The sequence below is a fragment of the Mycobacterium sp. NBC_00419 genome (genome assembly GCF_036023875.1).
In the GTDB taxonomy this organism is placed as follows: Bacteria; Actinomycetota; Actinomycetes; order Mycobacteriales; family Mycobacteriaceae; genus Mycobacterium.
This window is the reverse complement of sequence record NZ_CP107931.1, coordinates 2112238-2134022: the sequence shown is the minus strand read 5'-3', so window position 1 is coordinate 2134022 and position 21785 is coordinate 2112238. Positions and strand designations below refer to the sequence as shown.

At 65.0% G+C, this 21785-nt stretch carries 22 protein-coding genes and 1 pseudogene; 16 read left to right on the top strand and 7 right to left on the bottom strand.

Going from position 1 to position 21785, the window contains the following annotated elements; all coding sequences use genetic code 11:
- Positions 1-12: 12 nt before the first annotated feature.
- Positions 13-1254 (bottom strand): cytochrome P450, encoded by a 1242-nt coding sequence (locus tag OG976_RS10050; protein ID WP_328361299.1) that lies wholly within the window; start codon positions 1252-1254, stop codon positions 13-15.
- A gap of 234 nt (positions 1255-1488) precedes the next feature.
- On the opposite strand from OG976_RS10050, the pseudogene OG976_RS10045 reads away from it, so the two are divergent.
- The 3 genes and pseudogenes from OG976_RS10045 (at position 1489) to OG976_RS10035 (ending at position 4977) form a co-directional block, all read left to right on the top strand.
- Positions 1489-2912 (top strand): annotated as a pseudogene (locus OG976_RS10045) (acyl-CoA carboxylase subunit beta).
- A 14-nt stretch (positions 2913-2926) separates the two neighbouring features.
- Positions 2927-4201 carry a phosphoribosylamine--glycine ligase gene (purD, locus tag OG976_RS10040; protein WP_328361296.1) on the top strand — a complete coding sequence of 425 codons (1275 nt, stop codon included), beginning with the start codon at positions 2927-2929 and terminating at the stop codon, positions 4199-4201.
- Positions 4198-4977, top strand: a complete 780-nt coding sequence (locus tag OG976_RS10035) for a maleylpyruvate isomerase family mycothiol-dependent enzyme (protein WP_328361293.1) — start codon at positions 4198-4200, stop codon at positions 4975-4977. Before purD ends, OG976_RS10035 begins: the two co-directional genes overlap by 4 nt.
- 3 nt (positions 4978-4980) lie before the next feature.
- Here the strand turns inward: OG976_RS10035 and OG976_RS10030 are convergent, their stop codons facing one another.
- The gene (locus OG976_RS10030) at positions 4981-5892 is read right to left on the bottom strand and encodes an alpha/beta hydrolase (RefSeq protein ID WP_328361290.1); all 912 of its coding nucleotides are present in this window, start codon (positions 5890-5892) and stop codon (positions 4981-4983) included.
- Between the two features lie 151 nt (positions 5893-6043).
- Between OG976_RS10030 and OG976_RS10025 the strand changes: the two genes are divergently transcribed.
- Entirely contained in the window at positions 6044-6703 is a 660-nt protein-coding gene (locus OG976_RS10025; RefSeq protein WP_328361287.1) for a TetR/AcrR family transcriptional regulator, read from the top strand.
- Between the two features lie 9 nt (positions 6704-6712).
- Here the strand turns inward: OG976_RS10025 and OG976_RS10020 are convergent, their stop codons facing one another.
- Positions 6713-7129 (bottom strand): hypothetical protein, encoded by a 417-nt coding sequence (locus OG976_RS10020; protein WP_328361284.1) that lies wholly within the window; start codon positions 7127-7129, stop codon positions 6713-6715.
- Complete coding sequence (locus OG976_RS10015) at positions 7126-7479, bottom strand: DUF732 domain-containing protein (RefSeq protein WP_442930449.1); 354 nt, start codon at positions 7477-7479, stop codon at positions 7126-7128. The genes OG976_RS10020 and OG976_RS10015 overlap by 4 nt, the downstream gene beginning before the upstream one ends.
- A 535-nt stretch (positions 7480-8014) precedes the next feature.
- Here OG976_RS10015 and OG976_RS10010 point away from each other — a divergent pair.
- The 11 genes from OG976_RS10010 to OG976_RS09960 all read left to right on the top strand — a co-directional run bounded on the left by OG976_RS10010 (position 8015) and on the right by OG976_RS09960 (position 19045).
- Entirely contained in the window at positions 8015-8749 is a 735-nt protein-coding gene (locus OG976_RS10010) for an MlaE family ABC transporter permease (protein WP_328363357.1), read from the top strand.
- Positions 8750-8796: 47 nt separating this feature from the next.
- Positions 8797-9606, top strand: coding sequence for an ABC transporter permease (locus OG976_RS10005; RefSeq protein ID WP_328363354.1), 810 nt, complete (start codon positions 8797-8799; stop codon positions 9604-9606).
- A gap of 4 nt (positions 9607-9610) precedes the next feature.
- Positions 9611-11071, top strand: a complete 1461-nt coding sequence (locus tag OG976_RS10000; RefSeq protein ID WP_328361281.1) for an MCE family protein — start codon at positions 9611-9613, stop codon at positions 11069-11071.
- 28 nt (positions 11072-11099) lie between these two features.
- Complete coding sequence (locus OG976_RS09995; protein ID WP_328361278.1) at positions 11100-12128, top strand: virulence factor Mce family protein; 1029 nt, start codon at positions 11100-11102, stop codon at positions 12126-12128.
- A complete protein-coding gene (locus OG976_RS09990; RefSeq protein WP_328361276.1) occupies positions 12125-13432 on the top strand; it encodes an MCE family protein in 1308 nt (435 codons plus the stop codon). The genes OG976_RS09995 and OG976_RS09990 overlap by 4 nt, the downstream gene beginning before the upstream one ends.
- Entirely contained in the window at positions 13429-14769 is a 1341-nt protein-coding gene (locus OG976_RS09985) for an MCE family protein (protein ID WP_328361273.1), read from the top strand. The genes OG976_RS09990 and OG976_RS09985 overlap by 4 nt, the downstream gene beginning before the upstream one ends.
- Complete coding sequence (locus OG976_RS09980) at positions 14766-15905, top strand: MCE family protein (protein WP_328361270.1); 1140 nt, start codon at positions 14766-14768, stop codon at positions 15903-15905. Before OG976_RS09985 ends, OG976_RS09980 begins: the two co-directional genes overlap by 4 nt.
- Position 15906: 1 nt before the next feature.
- Positions 15907-17376 carry an MlaD family protein gene (locus tag OG976_RS09975; RefSeq protein WP_328361267.1) on the top strand — a complete coding sequence of 490 codons (1470 nt, stop codon included), beginning with the start codon at positions 15907-15909 and terminating at the stop codon, positions 17374-17376.
- Entirely contained in the window at positions 17373-17936 is a 564-nt protein-coding gene (locus tag OG976_RS09970; RefSeq protein WP_328361264.1) for a mammalian cell entry protein, read from the top strand. The genes OG976_RS09975 and OG976_RS09970 overlap by 4 nt, the downstream gene beginning before the upstream one ends.
- A 119-nt stretch (positions 17937-18055) precedes the next feature.
- Entirely contained in the window at positions 18056-18523 is a 468-nt protein-coding gene (locus tag OG976_RS09965; protein ID WP_328361262.1) for a hypothetical protein, read from the top strand.
- Positions 18524-18613: 90 nt separating this feature from the next.
- On the top strand, positions 18614-19045 hold the full coding sequence (locus OG976_RS09960; protein ID WP_328363351.1) for a CAP domain-containing protein: 432 nt from the start codon (positions 18614-18616) through the stop codon (positions 19043-19045).
- A 3-nt stretch (positions 19046-19048) separates the two neighbouring features.
- Here the strand turns inward: OG976_RS09960 and OG976_RS09955 are convergent, their stop codons facing one another.
- Entirely contained in the window at positions 19049-19675 is a 627-nt protein-coding gene (locus OG976_RS09955; RefSeq protein WP_328361259.1) for a TetR/AcrR family transcriptional regulator, read from the bottom strand.
- A gap of 20 nt (positions 19676-19695) precedes the next feature.
- Positions 19696-20004, bottom strand: a complete 309-nt coding sequence (locus OG976_RS09950) for a type II toxin-antitoxin system Phd/YefM family antitoxin (RefSeq protein ID WP_328361256.1) — start codon at positions 20002-20004, stop codon at positions 19696-19698.
- Positions 20005-20126: 122 nt separating this feature from the next.
- Between OG976_RS09950 and OG976_RS09945 the strand changes: the two genes are divergently transcribed.
- Positions 20127-20570, top strand: a complete 444-nt coding sequence (locus OG976_RS09945) for a lipoprotein LpqH (RefSeq protein WP_328361252.1) — start codon at positions 20127-20129, stop codon at positions 20568-20570.
- 3 nt (positions 20571-20573) lie between these two features.
- Here OG976_RS09945 and OG976_RS09940 read toward each other — a convergent pair whose 3' ends face one another.
- Positions 20574-21776: an acyl-CoA dehydrogenase family protein gene (locus OG976_RS09940; protein ID WP_328361250.1), complete on the bottom strand. Its 1203-nt coding sequence runs from the start codon at positions 21774-21776 to the stop codon at positions 20574-20576.
- Positions 21777-21785: the final 9 nt, after the last annotated feature.

Genomic DNA, 21785 nt, shown 5'->3' with positions numbered 1-21785 from the left:
GGCGAGCGGACCTCAGTGATACGAGACAGGCAGATCCTTGACGCCGTTGACGAATCCCGACCGCAGCCGTTCGGGCTCCCCGAGCTTGCTGATGTCGGGGATCTGGTTGGCGATCTCGTCGAAGATCAGCTTGATCTCCATGCGCGCCAGGTTCGCCCCGACGCAGAAGTGGGCGCCATTGCCGCCGAAGCTCATATGCGGATTGGGGTCGCGCAGGATGTTGAACCGGAAGGGGTCCTCGAACACGTCCTCGTCGTAGTTGGCCGAACTGTAGAACAGGCCGGCGCGCTGGCCCTTGCTGATCGTCACGCCACCGAGTTCCACGTCGGTGAGCGCGGTGCGCTGGAAGCAATGGATCGGCGTGGCCCAGCGGATGATCTCGTCGACCGCGGTCGCCGGGCGCTCACGGGTGAACAGCTCCCATTGATCGGGGTTGTCGAAGAACGCATTGATGCCGTGCGTCATGGCATTTCGGGTCGTCTCATTGCCGGCCACCGCGAGCAGGATGACGAAGAACGCGAACTCGACCTCGGTTAAGGCCTCGCCGCCCCCGTCTTCCAAGTCGGCCTGGACGAGGCGGGTGACGATATCGTCGGCCGGGCATTGCCGCCGTTGCTCGGCCATCGTGTAGGCGTAGCCCATCAATTCGGCGTTCGACACCGTCGGGTCGTTGTCGAAGTCGGGGTCTTCGCTGTTCATGATGCTGTTGGTCCAGTGGAACAGCTTCTGCCGGTCCTCTTCGGGAACCCCGATCAGGTCGGCAATCGCCATGAGCGGCAACGGCATCGCGATGTCGTCGACGAAGTTCCCGGAGCCCTTCTCGGCGGCGGCAGCCACGATGTCGCGGGCCGCGACCGCTAGCTTTTCCTCCAGGGCGGCCACCGAGCGCGGGGTGAACAGTCGCGACACCAGCTTGCGCAGCCGGGTGTGTTCGGGGGCGTCGTGATTGATCAGCAATGCCTTGGTGAGCTCGAGGCCTTCTTTGGGGGTGCCTTCAGGGAACCGCATGATGACGCCCTGGGCGTTGGTGGACCACAGGTGGCTGTCGCGGGAGATGGCCTTGATATCGCGGTGCTTGCTGATCACCCAGTAGCCGCCGTCGTCGAAGACGTTCGTACCCGCGGGCTGCTCGTTCCACCACACCGGCGCGGTCTTGCGCAGCTGCGCGAGCTGGGTGACCGGCATCCCCTCGAGGAGGACGTCGGGGTCGGTGAAATCAAAGCCCGGGCCGAATGGGCAGACACCTGCGGTCATGGCTTACCTCGCCGTTCGTGTGATGTAGGGCACTTCATTAGACCATACACTGCTGCGGAGTGTGTATGCCCAAGGTGGCCGTGGAGTCGACGCGCCCGCGGGTAGGTTCGGCTGATGGCCGACCGTCCAGAACTCGACGAACTGCTGGCGCGACGCGCGTTGACCGAGGATGCGGCGCGACCTGACGCGGTAGCTCGCAGGCATGCCGCCGGCGGGCGCACGGCCCGGGAGAACATCGCTGACCTGGTCGACGAGGGGACTTTCGTCGAGTACGGGCGCTTCGCCATCGCGGCGCAGCGCCAGCGCCGCGACGTCGAGGACCTGATCGCACGGACGCCCGCCGACGGGCTGGTGGCCGGCACGGCGCAGATCGACGGTCAGCCGTGCGCCGTGCTGTCCTACGACTACACCGTGCTGGCCGGCACCCAGGGGTGTACGGGCACCTCAAGAAGGACCGCCTCTTCGAGATCATCGAGCGCCTGCGGCTGCCCACGGTGTTCTTCGCCGAAGGCGGCGGTGGACGGCCCGGCGACACCGACCATCCGACGGTGTCCTCACTGGAGGTTCGGGCGTTCAAGCTGTGGGCGGCGTTGTCGGGGGTGGTGCCGCGCATCGCGATCGTCAAGGGCCGCTGCTTCGCCGGCAACGCGGTCATCGCCGGGTGCTCGGATCTGATTGTGGCCACCGCCGACACCTCGATCGGCATGGGTGGCCCGGCAATGATCGCGGGCGGCGGCCTGGGTGACGTCGCCCCCGACGCGGTGGGACCGATCTCGGTGCAGGCGCCCAACGGTGTCCTCGACGTCGTCGTCGCCGACGAGGCCGAAGCCGTCGCGGTCACCAAACGGTTGCTGGGTTACTTCCAGGGAGCGACCGAGCCCCGTCCGGGCGCCGCGGCGGACCAGACCGCTTTGCGCACAATCGTTCCCGAGCGGGCCCGCCGGGCTTACCCGGTCGCTCCGGTGATCCAGACGATCGCCGACCAGGATTCGGTGACGTTCCTTCGGGAGAAGTTCGCGCCCGAGATGGTGACGGCGCTGGCGCGCATCGACGGCCGGCCGGTCGGGGTCATCGCCAACAACACCATGGTGATGGCGGGTGCGATCACCGCCGCGGCGGCCGACAAGGCGGCCCGGTTCCTGCAGTTGTGCGACACGTTCGGCATCCCGATCGTCTCGCTCATCGACTGCCCCGGCTACATGGTGGGGCCGGCGGCCGAATCCGAGGCGCTGGTGCGGCGGGCCTCCCGGCTGCTGGTCGCCGGTGCCGCGTTGCGGGTGCCGATGGTGGCGGTGGTGCTGCGCCGCGGCTACGGGCTCGGCGCGCAGGCCATGACCGGCGGCAGCCTGCGTGAACCGCTGCTGTCGGTGGCCTGGGCCGGCGCGCACCTCGGCCCGATGGGGCTCGAGGGCGCGGTGCGGCTGGGGATGCGCAAGGAGCTGGAGGCCATCGCCGACGATGCCGAGCGTGAGGAGCGGGTGCGCCAGGCCACCGCCGCTGCCCAGGACAACGCCAAGGCGCTCAACGCCGCGGCGATCTTCGAGATCGACGACGTCATCGACCCCGCCGACACCCGCGGTCTGATCGCCGCGACCCTGGCCGCCGCCAGCGCGCGGGGCGAACTGCCGCCGCTGCGCCGGTTCGTCGACACCTGGTGATCTAGGGTGTGCGTGTGCGCGTCCTCGTGATCGGATCCGGTGCCCGCGAACATGCTCTCCTGTTGGGCCTCCGAAGAGACCCGCAGGTGGAGTTTCTGGCCGTTGCGCCGGGTAACGCGGGCACTGCCGCGGTCGCCGAGCAACATGACGTCGACATCACCTCAGCCGAAGCGGTCACCGCGCTGGCGCAGAAACTCGCCGTCGATCTGGTGGTCGTCGGTCCCGAGGTGCCGCTGGTGCTCGGCGTGGCCGACGCCGTGCGCGCCGCGGGCGTCGCCTGCTTCGGGCCGTCCAAGGATGCCGCCCGCATCGAAGGCTCCAAAGCATTCGCCAAAGACGTGATGGCCGCGGCGGGGGTCCGCACCGCCACCAGCGAGACCGTCGACAACCCCGCGCATCTCGACGGTGCGCTCGACCGGTTCGGTCCCGCAGTCGGGCAGCCGGCCTGGGTGGTCAAGGACGACGGTCTGGCGGCGGGCAAGGGTGTGGTGGTCAGCGCCGACCGCGACGCGGCGCGCGCCCATGCCGCTGAGCTGCTCGAGTCCGGGCATCCGGTACTGCTGGAGTCCTTCCTGGACGGCCCGGAGGTCTCGCTGTTCTGCCTCGTCGACGGTGCGACGGTGGTTCCGCTGTTGCCCGCCCAGGACTTCAAACGGGTCGGCGACAACGACGCCGGGCCCAATACCGGTGGGATGGGCGCCTATTCGCCGCTGCCGTGGCTTCCTGACGAGGTGCGGGCCGGCATCGTCAGCGAGGTCGTCGAACCCGTCGCCGCCGAACTGGTTCGCCGCGGCTGCCCGTTCTCCGGTCTGCTCTACGCCGGTCTGGCGATCACGTCCAACGGTCCCGCCGTCGTGGAATTCAACTGCCGTTTCGGCGATCCGGAGACCCAGGCGGTGCTGGCGCTGCTGGACTCCCCGCTGGGCCAGGTGCTGCACGCCACGGCAACCGGAACGCTGGCCGAGTTCGGCCCCCTGCAATGGCGCGACGGCTATGCCGTCGCGGTCGTGCTGGCCGCCGAGAACTATCCGGGCCGGCCGCGGGTCGGGGATGCGATCGCCGGGTCGGAGGCGCCCGGCGTGCTGCACGCCGGTACCGCGCGCCGCGACGACGGGGCCGTCGTCTCCTCCGGAGGCCGGGTGCTCTCGGTGGTCGGAACCGGCGTCGATCTGCCGGCCGCGCGTCAGGCTGCCTACGCCGTGATGTCGTCGATCAAGTTGCCGGGCAGCCACTTTCGCTCCGACATCGGCCTCGCCGCGGCCGAGGGCCGGATCGCGTTGCCTCGATGACAGTCGACCGCGGCGCCGCGTTCACCGCCGAGCGTGCCGAGGTGCTGGCCTTCTGCGCCACTCTCGCCCCGGCTGAATGGCGGATGAACAGCCGTGCCGAGGGCTGGCGTGTCCAGGACGTCGTCGCTCACATGGGCGCCGGGTTTCACGCTGTGCTCAGCCCGGCCGCATTGAAACTGATGCGGGGCAACGACATCGAGCGGGCCAACGACGTGATGGTCGACTCCCGCCGGGATTGGTCGTCGACCGATGTGCTGGCTGAGTACCGGCGCTGGAGCCGGGCGTTCGGTGCGGTGTTCAGCCGGCTGGACCGCACACCGCTGGGCGGGGTGCGGGCGCCACTGGCCGAGCTGGGGAAGTTCCCCGCACGGCTGTTCCTCAGCGCGCTGGTCTTCGACCAGCACACCCATCTGCGTTATGACATGGCGCCGGCTTTGGGGCGTCCCGCGCCGGGTACCGACGCCAACCGGATGGCCGTCGTCCTGGAGTGGATGATGGCGGTGCTGTCCAATCAGCTTCGAGCGCAACCGCTTCCGTTCCTGGATCGGCCGCTGTCGATCACCCTGACCGGACCCGGCGGTGGCGTCTGGCAGGTGACGCCCGACGGCTCGGTGAGCAGCGATGCCGCAGGCTCCACCGCGGCGCAGATCACCGGGGTTGCCCTCGAGTTCCCGCAGTGGGGAACTCGGCGGGCCAGCTGGCGAGACCGTGACGTGAACATCACCGGGGACTGCGACTACGCCGAGTCTTTCCTCGACGCCGTCAACATCGTCTGAGGCTCACGCCGTCAGAAGCGGTGCCATCCAGGCGAGTTCGGCGGGCAGCTGTGCACTCCAGAAGCCGGCGTCGTGGCCGCCGGGGGAGAAGCCACCGGCGGGCGGATTCGGCAACTGCGCGATGAACTGCTTGGTGGCCGCGTAGAACGGATCGCTGGTGCCGCAGTCGATGCGGATCGGGATCGACGCCAATGCCGGCAGCCCGAACACACTGTTGGCGGCAAAATCGCCGGGCCCGTCGAAGGCCCCGGACGCGGCCTCCCCCGAGGACAGCCACAGCGCCGGACTGACGGCGGTGATCGCCGCGGTGCGCGCCGGGCCCAGCCGGGCGCCGAGCAGCAGCGCCCCGTACCCACCCATCGACCAGCCGAGGAACGCCACCCGCGAGGTGTCCAGGCCCTTGTCGGCGAGCATGGGGATGAGTTCGTCGAGCACCATCGAACCGGCATGGTCACCGGAGGCACGGTCGTGCCAGTACGCCTCTCCGCCGTCGACCGAGACCACCGCGAACGGCGGGAGCCCGGCGTTGACCGCCTGGGCCAATCCCTGCTCGACGCCGCCGGCCATCACCGTCGCGGCATCACTCCACCGGCCGTGTAACGCGATGACGGGCCGCAGCGGTGCCGTCTGGCCGGGTGGGCGGGCGATCGCCCAGTTGGTCTGGATGCCACCGCGGGCCGCGGACACGAACGAGCCCGTCACCATCGTCGGGGCGGCCGCCCCGACGGGCGGCGGCTCCAGCGGGGCGGGCGGCAACAGCGGCGCACCCACGCCGGTCATCGAGACGTCGGGGCCCACGAGGCGGGTTGCCGACTCGAGCACCGTGCCGACCGCAAATGCCCCTGCGGCTCCGGCGGCTGCTCCGGCGCCGAGTCGCAGAATCGTCCGCCGGCTCAGGTTCGACATAGCGGTCATCTTGCCATTCGGGCAGGAACTCGGCCCAAACTCCGTCGCTGATCAAGTGCTGTGAGGACATCCCCGGTAATGATCCGGGCGCGGAATTGCGATTTCCCTCACATTTTATATAGTTATATAGTTTAGATGACAGGCAAGCTTAGGAGGTGACATGCCGGCGTACTCGGTGATCGAGGATCGGTCCTCACGTGTTGAATCGACAGACTGCTCGAACGCGCCACCTCATGTCGTGCGATCCGAGGTGGATTTACGGGGCAGATTCGTTGCCGCGGCCGACTGGGTATTGGTGACCGACGGGTTCGCCAAGTTCAAGATCCGAGAGGTGTGTCGGCGGGCGGGCCTGTCAACGCATTGTTTCTACGAGGTGTTCGAGAACAAGGACGACCTTCTCGCGGCGATGCTCGAGAAGCAGTTCCGAGTGGCCGCCGGTTACTTGTCCCGGATGATCGACCCCGGGTTACCCCCGGTGATGCGCGTCCGCGCTCACGTCGACGCGATGCTCGCGTTCGGATATGACCGCCGCCTGGACAAGCCGATGGCGCTGTTCGCGATGTACTGGCGAGCCCTGCTGCCGCATTTCCGTCATCTGACCGACCGCTGCGTCGAGGATTTCCTGAGTTCGCTCGTGACGGCACTGGCCGAAGGCGCCGCCGATGGCACCGTCCACAGTCCCGACCCGGCGGCCGACGCCAAGGCCGTCTTCAGTCTCATCGTTGCTCTGCTGTTCGATCAGCCGGCATCGTCTGCCCGGCGGGTCGAGGTGGAGCGCACGGTGCGGCGGTTCGTGGATCGATCACTTAGCCTGGCCTGATCCGGGGTGTCAAAAGACGGTGCTGAGCACTTGTGAAGTGCACAGCGGCTGCGACTGGCCGGGAGTGGAGTAGCACCCCCGCGCCTTGGCGATGTATTCGCCCCTGGGCGCCGTAGCCGCCGGGAAGGCAGCTTGTGCTGTAGTGAAGCCGTTCCGAGAGTCGCAGTAGCCGTTGGCGTCTGGCGTCGACACGCACACGGTTGTCGACGTCGGCCGCGCGAGGCCTGTGCATGACGTCGGCACCGCGGTCGCCACCACTGCCTGAGCGCCCCCGGTCAGCAGTGTCAGCGCTGGCTTGGTCACGCCGAACTGGCAGCTGTCTGGCGTACCGGTGCCGTCGGGAGCGGCCAATGCTGTTGCGGCACTGAGCACCGCCAGTACCGGCAGGGTCGAGATGAACGAAGCCTTGCGGCTGGGCCGGATCATGAGCCGACCGGACGATAGTGGGCAGCAGACTGACGGAGCTGCCAGATCGCGCCCGGACACAACTCCTGCGCCGCCTGGCTGATCAGGTAGGTGGCCTGGAACTCGTCCTGGGTGTTGAAGTCGGCCTTGATATCGCCGACGAGCTGATTGAAAGGCTCACCGGCAGAGACCTTGTCGCAGATTCCGTTGCCGTAGGCGAGAGCTTGGTCGGCGTTCGGAAAGTCGTATCCCGGCCGAACGGTGACGTTGACCAGGTAGCCGACCGCGTCGGCCTGCGCGGAGCCAGCCGTTGCGACCAGTGGCCAGCACAGGGCGATGGCGGTCACCGCCGGTATGGTTCGCCGCATCATGGGGTCAACATAGCGGTTCGGTGATGCCCCAATGGCGATTCGCCCAACTCCTCGCCAGAACCCCATTTGCGCTTGAGGCGCACTGATGAGCAAATCGTCCGGCCGGAGCGCGCTGAGCCGGGGCGTGACCGCGAAGGCGCTGCGATCGTGTGCTGGCGGACGACGCTGATCGGCTGGATGAGACACGAGAGCGCGATCTGTATCGCGCATGAAGCGATTGCCCGCCCGTTCGGCCGCTTGTCGGCTGGCCGCGGTCGTTCCGCCTCCGATGATGCAGGTCAGACCACTCTGTCGACGGACCGCAACCTGACGGGCAGGCCATGCTGCCCCGTTCCTGGCGACTCCACGGCGAGCCGACCGGTATCCGGTGAACGAAAACGCGGTTCTGAGCCCTAGGGGTGACACAAAGCACAGCAGCACCCCTAGGGTAATCGGGAACCTAGGCTTTCAGGAGGATCGTGTTGTCCGTGTCACCGCCAGCGAGCAAACAGTTGGAGGGGAATCTGTGACTGTGCCGAGTGGGCTGGTCAAGCCGATGCGCGGCATCGGCGAGTTCTATGCGATGACATTGGACACCCTGATGATGATTCCGCGACGTCCGTTCGCGCTGCACGAATTCATCACCCAGTGCTGGTTCATCGCCCGAGTCTCGCTGGCCCCATCGCTGCTGCTCGCGCTTCCGTTCACGGTCCTGTCCTCGTTCACCCTCAACGTCCTACTCGTCGACTTCGGTGCGTCCGACTTCGCAGGCGCCGCAACGGGTATCACGCTGGCTCAGCTCGGTCCGATCGTGACCGTCCTGGTCGTGGCAGGAGCGGCCTCGACCGCCATCTGCGCCGATCTCGGGTCACGGACCATCCGCGAGGAGCTCGATGCGCTGCGTGTTCTCGGAATCAATCCGATTCAATCATTGGTCGTTCCAAGGGTTTTGGCGGCCACTGTGGTGGCGACGCTGCTGGCGGCCATCGTTTCGGTGGCCACGTTGGCCGGGTCCTTCTGGTTCGCCGTGTTCGTTCAGAACGTCACGCCCGGCGCCTATGCCGCTGGACTGACCGTCATCACCGGCGCAACGGACATCGCCGTCGCGTTCATCAAAGCGGCACTGTTCGGCCTGGCGGCCAGCCTCATCGGCTGCTACAAGGGCATCTCGGTGGGCGGCGGACCGGCTGGCGTGGGCAATGCCGTCAACGAGACCGTCGTGTATTCGTTCATCTCGCTGTACGTCATCAACGTACTGATCACAGCAGTGCAGTTCGGAGGACCGCAGTGAGTAGCCAGGCAAGCGTTCCCTCCGCGACATTCGTCCGGGTCCGCCGCATGGTCGCCCCGGTTGTCGGCACCTGGAATCGGATCGGCACCCAAACAGCGTTCTACGGCAAGACCTTGCGGTCGATCGGTGATGCGCTGATCCACTACAAGTCTGAGATCGTCCGGTTGATCGCGCAGATGAGTATGGGCACCGGAGCCCTAGCTCTTGTCGGTGGCACGGTAGTGGTCATCGGCTTCCTCACTCTGTCCGCCGGTGCGCTGATCGCGGTTCAGGGCTACAACCAGTTGTCCGGAATCGGTGTCGAGGCGTTGACGGGATTCATCTCTGCCTACGCCAACGTCCGCCTGATCGCTCCGGTGACGGCAGGCATCGCGCTCGCCGCCACCATCGGGGCCGGTGCCACTGCTCAGCTGGGAGCGATGCGCATCTCCGAGGAGATCGACGCCCTCGAAGTGATGGGGGTGCGATCGATTGCCTACCTGGCTTCCACCCGGGTCTTCACTGGGGTGATCGTGGTGATCCCGCTGTACTGCGTGGCGGTGGTGATGTCATTCTTGGCGGCCCGGTTGGGGACCACCATGGTCTACGGCCAGTCGACCGGTGTCTACGACCACTACTTCAACACCTTCCTCATCCCCGCCGACCTGATGTGGTCCTTCGCTCAGGTCATCATCATGGCGATCGTGATCATGCTGATTCATACCTACTACGGCTACACGGCTTCCGGCGGACCGGCCGGCGTCGGCGAGGCCGTAGGCCGGGCGGTCCGCGCCTCGTTGGTGTCGCTGGTCTTCGTCAATCTGTTGACCTCGCTGGCCATCTACGGCCAGTCCGGCAACTTCCACCTGGCTTCGTAGCGCCATGGAACCCAGACCCGGAGAACGCACCCTCAAGTCAGGGTGGTGGACGCTCATCCTCGTGGTGGCCCTGGTGGCCGCAGTGGCGCTGACCGTAGCGCTCTATCGTGGATCATTCAATTCCGTTGTGCCAGTGACGTTGACCTCTGACCGCGCTGGCTTGGTCATGGAGCCGGGCGGCAAGGTGATGCTCAACGGTATACAGGTCGGTCAGGTGGCCGACGTCCAAGGTGGCTCCAAGAGCGTCGATCTCAAGCTCAATATTGCAGCCGACCAGATCAAGTTCATTCCGGCCAATGTGGGCGCACAGATCCGGGCCACCACCGCCTTCGGATCGAAGTTCGTCGACCTCGTCTATCCGGATGACCCCAGTGCGAAGCGACTGGCGGCTGGCGCGGTGCTGCGTTCGAGCAACGTCACCACCGAGGTCAACACCGTCTTCCAGAATCTAGTCGGGCTGTTGGATCAGGTGGATTCCTCGAAGCTCAATGCGGTGTTGACCACCCTTTCGGATGGCTTCCGCGGCCAGGGTGAACGAATTGGCCAGGCCATTACTGACGGCAACCAGCTTCTGCTACAACTCAATCCGCGTAGCGAGACCGTCAGGCAGGATTGGCAGGCTCTCAAAGGCTTCAGTGACGCCTATGGCGGAGCAGCCGACAACATCGTCCGCGTCCTAGACGCTGCCAGCACCACGAGTGCGACTATCGCGGGCCACGCCACCGCGCTGGATTCTCTGTTGCTCAGTACCATTGGGTTCGCAGACGTTGGGATCAACGTTCTGGGATCGAACAAGCAGAACTTCATCGATGCGATCAACACACTTGAGCCGACGACCGCATTGCTACTCAAGTACGACCCGGAGATCACCTGCACGCTGGTTGGCGCCTACAACGGCTTACCGGACTTCATGGCCTCCACCGGTGGAAACGGATACTCGCAGATCACGGACTCTGCCATCCTCCTGGGTGACGATCCCTACCAATATCCGGACAACCTGCCGATCGTGAAGGCCAAGGGCGGACCCGGTGGGAAGCCTGGCTGCGGTTCGCTGCCGGACGTCACCAAGATGTTCCCGGTACGCCAATTGATCACCAACACCGGCTTCGGAACCGGCCTTGACTGGCGCCCCAACCCCGGCCTTGGGCATCCGTGCTGGGTGGACTATCTGCCTGCGACACGGGCGGTTCCGCAGCCGCCCAGCATTCGCAAGTGCCTGCCAGGCCCTGCGCCGGGACCGGTGACCGCACCTGGCATGCCGCCATACGGTGCTGCACTGTACGGACCCGGCGGTGTCCCGCTGTGGCCCGGCATCCCACCGGCTGGTACCCCGCCTCCGGTCCCGGTTCCGGGAACACCGGTCGCGCCGGGGAAGATCCCACCGGGTGAGGCACCAGCTGTGTTCTCCGCGCCGCCGCCGCCAGGCCAGCCTGCAGCGCCTGACAGTTCAACCCCTACGCCGTGATGCGCCCGGCCAACGAAGGAATGACGTTGTGAGAGCCAGTCTGACGGGGACCCTATGGCGTCTCGGTATCTTCGCCTCCGCCTGCCTGTTCGGGATGTTCGCGTTGTTTGCCATCTTCGGACAGCTCCGCTTCGACGAGGGCAAGACCTACCGGGCGCTCTTCACCAATGTCACAGGACTCGCCGGTGGCAACTTCGTCCGTATCGGTGGTGTCGAGGTCGGCAAGGTGAAGAGCATTACGGTTCAGCCGGACGCAGTTGTCGACGTTGAGTTCTCGGCCGATCCGTCGGTAGTGCTGACCGAGGGAAGTCGAGCAGTGATCCGGTACGACAATCTTGCCGGCGGCCGCTATCTGGCGTTGGAGGAAGGCGCCGGGGGAACCAAGGTCCTGCCACCGGGCGGCACCATTGCGTTGTCGAATACCGCGCCTGCGCTGGATCTCGACTCGCTGATCGGTGGCTTCCGGCCGTTGTTCCGCGCGCTGAACCCCGACCAGGTCAATGAGCTCACCGGTCAACTGATATCCGCGTTCCAGGGTCAGGGCGACACCATTGGTTCGTTCTTGACCCAGACCGCATCGGTGACCAACACGCTGGCCGACCGCGATGAGTTGATCGGCCAGGTTATCTCCAATCTGAATACGGTGCTCGGATCACTGGGCGACCAGACCGATCAGTTCGACAAGGCGATCACGTCATTGTCAGATTTGGTCAAGGGGCTCGCGGATCGCCGCTCGGAGATCGCTGCCGGCTTGGCCTACACCAATGACGCCACCGGTACCTTTGCTGACCTACTCGAACAGTCGCGGTCGCCGTTGAAAGATGTTCTGAAGCAGACGGATCGGGCCTCGACACTGGTCGTTGCGGACCACGATTACGTGGACAACCTGATCAACAATCTGCCGGAGAAGTACCGGTTGCTCGGCCGGCAGGGACTCTACGGGGACTATTTCAGTTTCTATCTGTGTGACATCACTCTGAAAGTCAATGGCAAGGGTGGTCAGCCGGTGTATATCAAGGTTGCCGGTCAGACCACAGGACGGTGTGCGCCAAAGTGAAATCGTTCTCCGAACGCAATCCCATAGTGGTGGGCGCCATCGGCTTGGGCCTGACGCTGCTCGCGGTGTTGGTTGCACTGCAGTACCGCAACCTGCCGTTCGTGCATTCCGACAAGCAGTACACGGCGTACTTCTCGGAGGCGGGCGGGCTGAGCACCAATTCCGCCGTGCAGGTCTCCGGTTACAAGGTCGGTGAGGTCTCCAGTGTGAAACTCGATGGCAATCGGGTTGTGGTGAACTTCAAGGTGGACAAGTCGATTCGGCTGGGCGACCGAACCGAGGCGATCATCAAGACCAAGAGCCTGCTGGGGAGCAAGATCCTGGAAGTCGTTCCGCGCGGCGACGGTAACCTGTCCGGACCGATCCCGCTGGATCGCACCACGCCGCCGTATCAGTTGGCCGATGCCCTCGGTGATCTGAGTTCGACGGTCGAGGCAATCAACACCGACCAACTGTCCACCTCGTTGTCGACGCTGGCGGACACTTTCTCCAAGACACCGCCGGAGTTGCAGGTGGCGGTGCAGGGTTTGGCTCGATTCTCGACGTCGCTGAATAATCGCGACGAGCAGCTGCGCACATTGCTGGCCAATGCGAACAAGGCAACCAAAGTCCTTGCGGCACGCAGCGATCAGGTAGTGAGCCTGATCTCGGACAGCAACGCCCTGCTCGGCCAGTTGCGCAACGAGAGCGCCGCATTGGACCAGATCGCCGGCAACCTGTCGGCGGTCTCCAAGCAACTGTCCGGGTTTGTAGGCGAGAACCGTGAGACGTTCCGCCCGACGATCGATCGGCTCAACGGTGTTCTGGGCATTCTTGCGAACCGCAAGGAGCGGATTCAGCTCTCATTGCACCGCTTGAACTCCTACGCGCTAGCACTCGGTGAGTCGGTGTCGTCCGGGCCCTGGTTCAGTGCCTACATCGCCAACCTGATGCCTGGTCAGTTCGTGCAACCGTTCATCGACGCGGCGTTCTCCGATCTGGGGCTCGATCCGAGTGTGTTGCTGCCCAGTCAGCTTTCCGATCCCCACACCGGCCAGCCCGCCACACCCGCGTTGCCCATACCGTTCCCGCGGACCGGGCAGGGTGGCGAGCCGAATCTGAATCTGCCCGATGCCATCACCGGAAATCCTGGCGATCCCCGGTACCCGTATCGTGAGCCGTTGCCGGCGCCGCCACCAGGCGGGCCACCTCCTGGTCCGCCGGCCGTGCTGCCGGGCGGGCCGCCCGTCCCGGCGCCTACGCCGACCGCGGTGCAGCTTCCGGCGCCTGGTGAGGTTGCCCCGACCGCGGAGTCCGGCTCATGAGTCCGCGGCTGAAGCGGATCGCGTTGGCGGCATTGCTCGCGGTCGCGTTGGTTGCCGGTGTGGTGGTCGCGGTCCGATCGACGACCGGCGCCGGGAGAACGGAACTGACTGCGTACTTCGAGAACAGCAACGGCATCTACCCGGGTGACGAGGTTCGGATTCTCGGGGTGCCGGTGGGCGAGGTCGCCACCATCGAACCGCAGCCACGCCAGGCCAAGGTCACGTTCTGGGTGGACGACCAGTACAAGGTCCCGGCTGACGCCAAGGCGGTGATCCTGTCGCCGTCCGTGGTGTCTGCACGTGCGATTCAGTTGACCCCTGCCTACTCCGGCGGCCCTGCGCTGTCCGACCATGCCGTCATTCCCCGCGAGCGCACTGCGGTTCCGGTCGAGTGGGACGATCTGCGCACACAGCTGGACAAGTTGAGCCAGACATTGCAGCCGACGGAGCCCGGCGGAGTTTCCACGATGGGAAGCTTCGTCAACACGATCGCCGACAACCTGCGGGGCCAGGGAGCCGACATCCGGCAGACCGTGATCAAGCTGTCACAGTCGCTGTCCATCCTCGGCGATCACTCCGGCGACATCTTCGGCACAGTCAAGAACCTGGCGATCCTGGTCTCGGCCTTGCACGACAGTACCGATCTCATGCGGCAGCTGAATACGAACTTCGCCGCCGTCACCGCATTGCTCGCCGATGATCCCGGTGCGGTCGGCAGAGCAGTCTCCGACCTCAACACCGCACTGACCGACGTACGTGGCTTCGTGGCCGACAACAAAGAACCGCTGGGCACCAGCTCCGACAAGCTCGCCCAGATCGCGGCGGCGTTGGGTGGAAGTCTGGATGACATCAAGCAGGCACTGCACATGTTCCCCAACTCGATCCAGAACTACGCCAACATCTATCAGCCGGCTCAAGGCGACGCGCCCACCGGGGCCATCGCGGGATCCAACTTCGCAAATCCGATCCAGTTCATCTGCTCGGCCGTTCAGGCCGCATCGCGGCTCAACGCCGACCAGTCGGCAAAGTTGTGCGTGCAATACCTGGCGCCGATCGTCAAGAACCGCCAGTACAACTTCCTCGGACCCGTCGGGATGAATCCCTTGGTCGGGGCGGCAGCGCGGCCCAACGAAGTCACCTACAGCGAGGATTGGATGCGACCGGACTACGTGCCTCCGGCTGCCCCTGCGCCGGCGGATACTGCGGCGCAAGCACCCACGCCGGCAGGAACGCAACCGGCGCTGCCTGCCGAAGCTCCCGGCCCTTCCGATCCGGTCGCGACGAACCCGAGCGCTGGGCTGACCGGCATGATGCTGCCGGGAGGAGCGGGATCATGAATCGTGTCGTATCACGAAGCGCCACGGCACTATTGGCGGCAACAGTGATCATGGCTGCGGTTTCGGGCTGTGGGTGGCGAGGCTTGAACTCGATACCGCTACCGGGCACCAAAGGCGGCGGACCGGGTTCGTACCTGATCCAGGTGCAGATGCCCGATGTGGTCAACATCCAGCCGAACGCCCGAGTCCGGGTGGCCGACGTCAACGTAGGCACCGTGACGGAGATCGAACGGCAGAGCTGGCACGCGCTGCTGACCCTGCGGCTCGATGGCGACGTCCAACTGCCCGCCAACGCGACGGCCAAGATAGGCCAGACCAGCCTGCTGGGGTCCGCCCACATCGAACTGGCACCGCCGACGAACGTCCCTCTGGAGGGGCGCCTGCACGAAGGGTCCCTGATTCCGCTCGCCAGCGCGGGGGCGTATCCGACCACCGAACAGACGTTGTCCGCGGTGTCGCTGCTGCTGAACTCCGGTGGCGTCGGCCAGATCCAGGACGTGGTTCAGACCTTCAGCACCGCGCTACGGGGCCGCGAACAAGACCTTCGCAGTCTCATCGAGCAACTCGACAGGTTCGTGGCGAATATCGATGGCCAGACCACGGACATCATTAGCGCGACGGACAGCCTCAACCGGTTGGTGGGTAAGTTCGCTGCGCAGAAGCCGGTGCTGGACAAAGCACTTACCACCATTCCGAATGCGCTGGCGGTGCTCAAGCAGGAGCGCTTAAACCTCGCCGACGCGCTGGTCAAGATCGGCCAGTTCAGTGCCATCGCGGCGGATTCGGTGAAGCAGACCAAAGAGAATCTGGTCAAGGAACTGCGTGAGCTCAGCCCGGTGATCAAGTCAATGGCTGATGCCGGCCCTGCGCTGACCCGATCGTTCAGCAGCCTGCTCACCTACCCGTTCCCCAACGAGACGCTGGATAACTGGTTCCGTGGCGACTACGGAAACCTCAGTGCAATAATCGATCTCACGTTGAGCCGCATCGATTCCTCGTACTTCGTCGGGACCCGGTTCGAAGGTGACCTGACCCAGTTGGAGATGCAGTGGGGTCGCACCATCGGCCAGTTGCCCAGCCCCTACACCTCCGCCAATCCGTTGGTGGCGCCCTATCATCTCGACCAGGGACCGTGACATGCATTTGAGCAGGAGCATCAAGATTCAGCTGGCGATCTTTACCGTCGTCGCCTTGGTCTTCGGACTCGTTCTCGTCTTCGGCTACATCAAGCTCCCGGCGATGTTCGGGGTGGGGCGCTACAGCGTCACCATGGAACTGCCCCGCTCGGCCGGGCTGTACCCGTCCGGCAACGTCACCTATCGCGGCACCCAGGTGGGTAAGGTTGAATCCGTCGGCCTGACCGAGAACGGTCATGTCAAAGCGGTGCTGTCGATCTACGACGGTGTGCAGATTCCTTCCAATCTCGAAGCCGAGGTGCACAGTCAGTCGGCCTTGGGCGAGCAGTACGTGGCCCTTCTGCCCAAAGATGACACCTCGCCGCCGCTGAAGAACGGCGCGGTGATCCCACTCAAGGACACTGCTGTTCCGCCGGCTATCGACACGGTGCTCGATGCCACCAACCGCGGGCTCAAGGCGATACCGCATGACAGCCTGAAGACGGCGATCGACGAGTCCTACACCGCACTGGGCGGATTGGGCCCGGAGTTCTCGCGACTGGTCAAGGGGTCGACGAGCCTCGCGATCGACGGCCGGGCCAATCTCGACTCGTTGACCACGCTCATTGATCAGTCGGCGCCGCTCCTCAACTCGCAAGCCGACACCGGCAGTGAGGTGCAGGCGTGGGCAGCGCATCTCGCCGACGTCACGGCACAGTTGCGGGACAATGACCGCTCGGTCAGTGGTGTGCTCAACAATGCCGGTCCCGCGGTTGACGAGGCACGCCAGTTGTTCGAGCGGGTACAGCCCACGTTGCCGGTCATCCTCGCCAATCTGGTCAGCGTCGGACGTGTCGCGATTACCTACCAGGACGGTCTGGAACAACTCCTTGTGCTGGTGCCGCAAACGACCGCACTGGGGGCTGCCAGCTTTGTTGCCAACAAGTCCAATCCGGGCCATCCCGAAGGCTTTCTGGACTTCAACCTCGACGTGAACCTGCCGCCGCCATGCACCACCGGCTACCTACCCGCTTCCCAGCGGCGTAGCCCGGCTCTCACCGACGCACCGGAACGAATCGAAGGCGACATGTACTGCCGGATCCCTCAGGATGCCCAGCAGGATGTGCGCGGAGTACGGAACCTGCCGTGTGAGACCCGGCCCGGCAAGCGCGCGCCGACGGCGAAGATGTGCGAGAGCGATAAGGATTACGTACCGCTCAACGACGGCGCGAACTGGAAGGGCGATCCCAATGCGACGAACTCCGGCCAGGACGTTCCGCAGCGGGAGTTCCTGATTCCCAACCCAGTCAAAGCGACCGCTCCGGAGGCGGGACCCCCGCCGAATCCGGCGCTTGCCGTCGCGCAATACGACCAGGCGACCGGGTCCTACATCGCTCCCGACGGGAAGGTGTACACACAGGCCGATTTGGCGCAGAACGCACCGCAGGAGAAGACGTGGGAGTCGATGCTGACACCACCAGCGCCGAAGTGACTGACCTGGCCCATGCCGAGGTTGAGGTAGTTGACTCGGACAGTCCATCCCCCGGTATGCAGGAAGTGCCGGGGCTACGGCCGGCGCGCCAGGCGCTGTTGGCTGGAGCGGTCACAGTCGCGGTACTTCTCGGGTTGGTCTGCTGGCTTGGCTACCGCGCGAACGGGTCTCGCGACGACGAGCAACAGCGGGAGGCCTTCCTGCAGGCAGGCCGGCAAGCTGCGGTGGATCTGACCAGCATGGACTACACCAAGGTGGATGTCGACGTCGCCCGTGTGCTCGGTTCGGCCACGGGCAAATTCCACGACGACTTCCAGCAGCGTTCCCAACCATTGGTGGAAGTGATCAAAAGAACCCAATCCATCTCGGTCGGATCGATTGCCGAGGCCGGGCTAGAGTCCGTCGCCGATGACTCGGCGAAAGTCGTTGTCGCGGTGAAGGTCAAGACCACAAGTCCGAACGACCCCAATACCGGCGAGGTTAAGGGCTGGCGGATGCGAATCGACGTCCAGCGAGTGGGGCAGACGATCAAGGTCGCCAACGTGGAGTTCATCCGGTGACCGCGGCTCCTGTCGAGGAACTCTCGAAGGGCAGCGCCGCGTGCAGTCCGTTGCCGAACGACGAGCTGGCCGACACAACTCCGGATGTACGCCGTAGCAACCGGGGCGCCTGGGTTCGCGTGATCGGCTACCTGGTGTTGCCGGTCATCGCGCTGCTGTTGGCGCTGGGGGCGGGATTTCTTCGATGGCAGGACTCTTCGGCTCGCGATGCGGCCAAGGCGGCAACAGATTCGGTCGCGGCAGCCCGAGACGGCACCGTCGCCCTCTTGACCTATCAGCCGACCACGGTGGACAAAGATCTGGACGCCGCGCGGGGCCGCCTGACCGGATCGTTCCGGGACCAGTACAGCAAGCTGATCAACGACGTCGTCATCCCGGGATCGAAGCAGAAGAATGTCTCGGTCGTCGCGACGGTACCCGTCGCAGGATCGGTTTCTTCGAGCGAAAGCCACTCTGTAGTAATAGTTTTCGTTGATCAAACGACCACCATCGGTAACGAAGCTCCAGCCGAAAGCTCATCAAGCGTGCGGGTCACCTTGGACAAGGTTGCCGATCGGTGGTTGATCTCGGGCTTTGAGCCGATCTGATATGAAGGGCACAGCTGCGTGAGTACACGATATCCGAGGCGTATCGCTGTCGCCGCGTGTGCGGTGTTGTCGGTGGCAGTGCTACCGACAATGCCGGTCGCACAGGCCGACAACGCCCGGTTGAACAAGAGTGTTTTCGCCAATGTGGTTACGCTGCATCAGCAGGCCGGCTGCCAGTCGACGGTCAGGATCAATCCCAAACTGCGGCTTGCTGCGCAGTGGCAGACCGAGGACGTGTTGAACAACCACGCCCTCGACGGCGATATCGGCTCCGACGGGTCGACTGCGCAGGACCGGGCCAGGAATGCCGGCTACAGCGGAACTGTGTCGGAGACGGTCGCTATCAATCCCGCCCTAGCGATCAACAATCTTGAGATCCTTAACCAGTGGTACTACCGGGCCGACTACTACAAGATCATGACCGACTGCAGCAATGTCGATATCGGAGTGTGGTCGGAGAACAGCTTCGACCGCAGCGTGGTGGTTGCAGTCTATGGAAAGGGTGAAGATCCTAGCCGCTGAACGCTAGTGCGGACCAATCATCCTGTCGATGAACGGCAACAACATGTGTTCGATCTCGTCGCGGGGCGTAGCCGGGCACAACGTCGCCTGATCGGCTGTCACACTGGCGACCAGGAAGTAGATCGCGCGGGCGTCCGCAACGGGATCGTCGCAGTCGAAATCCCCTGATGCTGTGCCCTCGGTGATCGCCTCTGCCAGTGGCGCGATCACGAACTCGATGCAACGCTCGAGTTCCTCGGGGTAGTCGGGTATCAATTCGCGCCAATGCGACCCGAACAACGAGGTTGGCCTGCGTTTGTCCTCGAGGTAGCCCATGTCGAGCAGTGCCGCGACGTAGGCGAACACTTTCGCGTACGGCGTGGTCACCGAATCGGTGTGCTGACGCAGCCACCCGGCATTGTCGGCCATCTGCTCTTCCAGCAGTGCTACCAACAAATCGGCCTTCTTGCCGAAGTGCCGATAGAAGCTCCGGGTCGAGAGATCGGCCTCCTTGAGGACGCTCTCGACCTTGAACCCCCACCATCCGCTGCGTTCGAGCACCTGCATGGCGGCCGCCAGCAGCCGCTCGCGTTCGGCGTCGGCTTGCAGCCGGCTGCTTGCGGCCGCGCGGGGCGCTGGGGAGTCCGTCACGATCAGCCTGCCGCGCAGCACTACTGGGCAGCCGCGCGAATCTGCGCCAATGGTTGCCCCTGATGGTAGACATGCACGGTGCAGCCGGACCCGACCTGATCGAGGTAGCGCGACGCCTGCGAGCGGAAGCCCGACAGGGCGACCGTGATCACCCCTGCTGTCGAGCGGCCACCTGGTGGCGGTCCTGACGCCGGATACTGGGGGACTGGTTCAATCCGAGCGGTCAGTCGGCCACGGCGGACCAACTCCAGCGTGTCCCCGCCGGCAACGCGGTGCAGATACGCCCGGGTATCCGCTCGGAGCTGACCGATGCCGATTGTCTCTGCCATACCTTCAGTGTGTTCTCCCGCGCGATGAACGGGAACCGCATTGGGGCCTCAGAATCGGGAACCGCATTTGCAGCAGGCCGAAAGGTGTTCTCGGGGGCCGGTCCGCTCGTAACGTGGAGCCGGTGAAAGAACGCCTCGCCGTCATCGTTTGCGCAACCGTAGCCATCGCTGCACTGTCGGCCTGCTCCAAAGGCCCCGTCGAACCGCCCCTGAAGCCGGGGGAATTGGCCGTCGGGACGGCCTCTGTCACGGTGAACGGGCAGGATGCCGGCACGACCACGGCAGTCGCCTGTGTCCGGGACGGCAACCTGACCACGATCACCACCGGTGACTCAAAGGCTGGCACGACGATGGTCGTCGACAACGGACGTGGTCTGGCCGCCAAATCCGTGAGCATCCGCAACATTGGCGGCTTCACCGGCAGCTACTGGCAAGGCCTCGACGGAAGCGCCGAGATCCGCCCCATCGGGTCCACTTTGGATGTCAAGGGCGAAGCGTTCGGCTTCAACGCCGCAAGCCCCAGCGCGCGTACCTCCGGAACCTTCCGCATCAACGTCGCGTGCTGAGGGTCACCGAGCCGGCATCGACGGGTCGCGCGGCATGTCGAGGACCTGCTCGGCGATCGTATTCCTTTGGATCTCCGAGGTTCCGGCGCCGATGGTCGAAGCCCGGGTCTTGAGGAACCCCCACACCCAACGTCCCCGCTGAACGGCGTGCCGGTCGGACCTGCCCAAGGTGGCGTAGCTGCCGAGTAGCTCGAGAGCGAACTCGTGGAGGTCCTGTTCGAAGCCGCTGATGTACAGCCGCGATGTCGAGGCGCCCGGCCCCGGTTCACCTCTGGCGATGATCGATTCGATGGTTCGCATGCCCTGGTAGCGCATGATCCGCACCCGAATTTCAAAATCGGCCAACCGGTCTCGAACGAGAGGGTCAGCCGTTGCGCCCCGCTCACGGGCCAGTTCGATGAGCTCGTCGACCACCCTGCGGTACATCGCCGCCTGATTCATGGTCGACGCGGCACGTTCGTGGCCCAGGCTGGTACGCGCCAGCCGCCAGCCGTCGTTCTCCTCGCCGACCCTGTTCTCGACCGGGACGCGGACGTCCTCGAGGAATATCTCCGAAAAGTCTGCGCCGCCGGTGATGTCACGTAGCGGGCGGATCGTCACTCCGGGGGCGTGGGCGTCGATCAGCAGGTACGTGATGCCCTTCTGCCGGGACTCCTGTGTTCCCGTCCGGACCAGCGTGAAGATGATGTCCGCGAGGTCGGCCCCGGTGTTCCACACCTTCTGGCCGTTCACGACGTACTCGTCTCCGTCTCGCCGTGCCGTGGTGCGAAGCGCAGGGAGGTCGGATCCGGCCTCGGGCTCCGAATACCCTTGTGCCCAGACCTGATCCCCACGCAACATCGCGGGCAGGAACCGTCGCTTCTGTTCCTCGGTGCCGTAGGCGATCAGGGTCGGGCCGGCGATACCCAACCCGGTGGCAAGTGCCCCGGGCAGGTGCGCACGACCGTACTCCTCCTGGTAGATGACCTGGCGGGTGAAGGGCAGGTCCATTCCCCCGAACTCCCTCGGCCAGCTCGGACCGGCGAAACCGGCGTCGTACAGCATTGCCAGCCAGTGCTTCTGCCATGCCAGCCGCTCGGCAGGATCCTTCGGACGCCGGCCGGGGTGGTTGTCGGCCAACCATGTCCGTAGCGCGGTGCGGAACTCCTCGTCGGTGTCGGCTTCGGCTGCTCGGATACCAGGCAGAGTGGTCGTCGCGTCGCTCATCGTGACTCC

Excerpts from the sequence above, each read along its gene's own strand:
- OG976_RS10050 (WP_328361299.1), bottom strand. The coding sequence starts at position 1,254 with ATGACCGCAGGTGTCTGCCCATTCGGCCCGGGCTTTGATTTCACCGAC.
- OG976_RS10035 (WP_328361293.1), top strand. The coding sequence starts at position 4,198 with ATGACAGTCGACCGCGGCGCCGCGTTCACCGCCGAGCGTGCCGAGGTG.
- OG976_RS10030 (WP_328361290.1), bottom strand. The coding sequence starts at position 5,892 with ATGACCGCTATGTCGAACCTGAGCCGGCGGACGATTCTGCGACTCGGC.
- OG976_RS10025 (WP_328361287.1), top strand. The coding sequence starts at position 6,044 with ATGCCGGCGTACTCGGTGATCGAGGATCGGTCCTCACGTGTTGAATCG.
- OG976_RS10020 (WP_328361284.1), bottom strand. The coding sequence starts at position 7,129 with ATGATCCGGCCCAGCCGCAAGGCTTCGTTCATCTCGACCCTGCCGGTA.
- OG976_RS10015 (WP_442930449.1), bottom strand. The coding sequence starts at position 7,479 with ATGATGCGGCGAACCATACCGGCGGTGACCGCCATCGCCCTGTGCTGG.
- OG976_RS10010 (WP_328363357.1), top strand. The coding sequence starts at position 8,015 with ATGCGCGGCATCGGCGAGTTCTATGCGATGACATTGGACACCCTGATG.
- OG976_RS10005 (WP_328363354.1), top strand. The coding sequence starts at position 8,797 with ATGGTCGCCCCGGTTGTCGGCACCTGGAATCGGATCGGCACCCAAACA.
- OG976_RS10000 (WP_328361281.1), top strand. The coding sequence starts at position 9,611 with ATGGAACCCAGACCCGGAGAACGCACCCTCAAGTCAGGGTGGTGGACG.
- OG976_RS09985 (WP_328361273.1), top strand. The coding sequence starts at position 13,429 with ATGAGTCCGCGGCTGAAGCGGATCGCGTTGGCGGCATTGCTCGCGGTC.
- OG976_RS09980 (WP_328361270.1), top strand. The coding sequence starts at position 14,766 with ATGAATCGTGTCGTATCACGAAGCGCCACGGCACTATTGGCGGCAACA.
- OG976_RS09975 (WP_328361267.1), top strand. The coding sequence starts at position 15,907 with ATGCATTTGAGCAGGAGCATCAAGATTCAGCTGGCGATCTTTACCGTC.
- OG976_RS09960 (WP_328363351.1), top strand. The coding sequence starts at position 18,614 with ATGCCGGTCGCACAGGCCGACAACGCCCGGTTGAACAAGAGTGTTTTC.
- OG976_RS09950 (WP_328361256.1), bottom strand. The coding sequence starts at position 20,004 with ATGGCAGAGACAATCGGCATCGGTCAGCTCCGAGCGGATACCCGGGCG.
- OG976_RS09940 (WP_328361250.1), bottom strand. The coding sequence starts at position 21,776 with ATGAGCGACGCGACGACCACTCTGCCTGGTATCCGAGCAGCCGAAGCC.